This window comes from Bacteroides sp. 43_46 (assembly GCF_001915455.1).
Classification (GTDB): Bacteria; Bacteroidota; Bacteroidia; order Bacteroidales; family Bacteroidaceae; genus Bacteroides; species Bacteroides caccae.
In genome coordinates, this window is record NZ_MNQN01000058.1 from 1 (window position 1) to 1,773 (window position 1,773).

Genomic DNA, 1,773 nt, shown 5'->3' on the forward strand with positions numbered 1-1,773 from the left:
AGGGATTCAGAAGGCGAAAACTGCGACCGACGTAGTGCATGTGCGACAAGGAAAAGAACTGTCCGGGAGCCCCTTTTCATGCCGTACCCCGGCATGAGACCGCTTTCCTCTCCGGCTGTGGTGAAGGCTCTCCTGCTCCCTCTGCATTGCATATGCGGGTTGTTCCGCCTGTATCCACGTCAGCCGGTATTGCCTGCCCTTTCCTTGGTAGAAACGGCTTGTCGCAACAGGCGGCGTGACACAAACTTTTCCGGATATGGAGGAACATTCCGAAAAATACACCGTACATTTGTACATCGAACCAATAATAACCGAATAACCGTTAAAAGAACATGGCTAAAATTAAAGTCCAAAATACAGAAGTGACAGTCATCACATACAATGACAAGGATTATATCTCCCTGACCGACATGGTCCGCAATATGGAAAACGGTCCCGCCCTTATTGAAAAGTGGTTGCGTAACAAGAATACCGTCGAGTTTCTGGGCATATGGGAGGAGATGTACAATCCGGATTTTAATTCCCCCGAATTCGAGGGAATTAAAAACGAGGCCGGGTTGAACCGTTTCATCCTTTCCGTCAAACAATGGGTGGAAAAGACCAACTCCAAAGGTATCATCGCCAAGGCCGGACGCTATGGAGGGACTTACGCACACAAGGATATCGCGTTCGAGTTCGCCACGTGGGTATCCCCTCAATTCAAGCTGTACCTGCTGAAAGAGTTCCAGCGGTTGAAAGAGGAGGAGCAGGCCCAGCTCGGCTGGAGTGCGAAACGGGAACTGTCAAAGATCAACTACCGCATACATACCGATGCCATCAGGCAGAACCTGATACCGGTGGAAGTCACCCCCGCACAGGCCGGCGTCATCTATGCGGAAGAGGCGGACGTGCTCAACGTGGCCATGTTCGGGATGACCGCCAGGATGTGGCGTGAGCAGAATCCCGGTCTGAAGGGCAATATCCGTGACTATGCCTCCATCAATGAACTGATCTGCCTCTCCAATATGGAAAACCTGAACGCCGTATTCATAGACCAGGGCATACCGCAGGGCGAACGGCTCGTGAGACTGAATCGGATAGCCATCCAGCAGATGCGTGTGCTGGAAGATGATGGCGGACGAAAACTGCTTGAATGAGAATTCCGGCAGGCAACGCATCGGCATGTCCGTAAACGGGGCAAGGAGGTGAAATGCCGCCTGATCCACATTCATGCATGGGATATGGGATACTGAAGCTACGGAACGGCTTACGGCCTGATATCAAGTGTCATAACCGTTCCGTGGCGGGGTATTGTCCGGAACACATTCCCGAATGAGGTCTTCCATGATTTTAAAGGACTCCGTATTTCGAAAGGAACAACGTACACATACAATTTCTCCGGAACGGCTAACCTTCCTGTCACTTCCCTGTAATCCTCCCCAAAATCAACACTGCCGTATAAACCGCATGAAAGCCCGGACATGCTTCCTGTTTCCAATCCCATATCCGTTCCTTCCGCAATATCACATATTGCCGTTCTCATTCCATATCCTTGAATATTTCTCCAAACATGCCGAAGACAGAAAAACCGCATGGTATTTTAGATTCTCACCGGACAGGCAATAGACAGGAGGAATCCGTCATCCTCATTTCTTGCGGCAAAAATAGTTGTTTTTCAGGCCGGTCCCGCAAGGCGGCCCTTCGGGCTGGTTGCTCGTGAAAAAATCTTCCTCACGCTTCGCGTGAGCGTATTTTTTCACGGCAAGCCTTGCCGGAGACCGCCGAAAAACAAAC

The 1,773-nt window shown here is 50.7% G+C and carries 3 protein-coding genes; 2 read left to right on the plus strand and 1 reads right to left on the minus strand.

Features of this window, described 5'->3' with window-relative positions; genetic code table 11:
* On the plus strand, positions 1-366 hold a 366-nt coding region (locus tag BHV72_RS05885; RefSeq protein ID WP_286855125.1), incomplete at its 5' end, for a hypothetical protein.
* The gene (locus BHV72_RS05890) at positions 333-1,136 is read left to right on the plus strand and encodes a KilA-N domain-containing protein (RefSeq protein ID WP_004320828.1); all 804 of its coding nucleotides are present in this window, start codon (positions 333-335) and stop codon (positions 1,134-1,136) included. The genes BHV72_RS05885 and BHV72_RS05890, both read left to right, overlap by 34 nt.
* A 110-nt stretch (positions 1,137-1,246) precedes the next feature.
* On the opposite strand, the gene BHV72_RS05895 is transcribed toward BHV72_RS05890, so the two are convergent.
* The gene (locus tag BHV72_RS05895) at positions 1,247-1,522 is read right to left on the minus strand and encodes a hypothetical protein (RefSeq protein ID WP_018451975.1); all 276 of its coding nucleotides are present in this window, start codon (positions 1,520-1,522) and stop codon (positions 1,247-1,249) included.
* Positions 1,523-1,773: the final 251 nt, after the last annotated feature.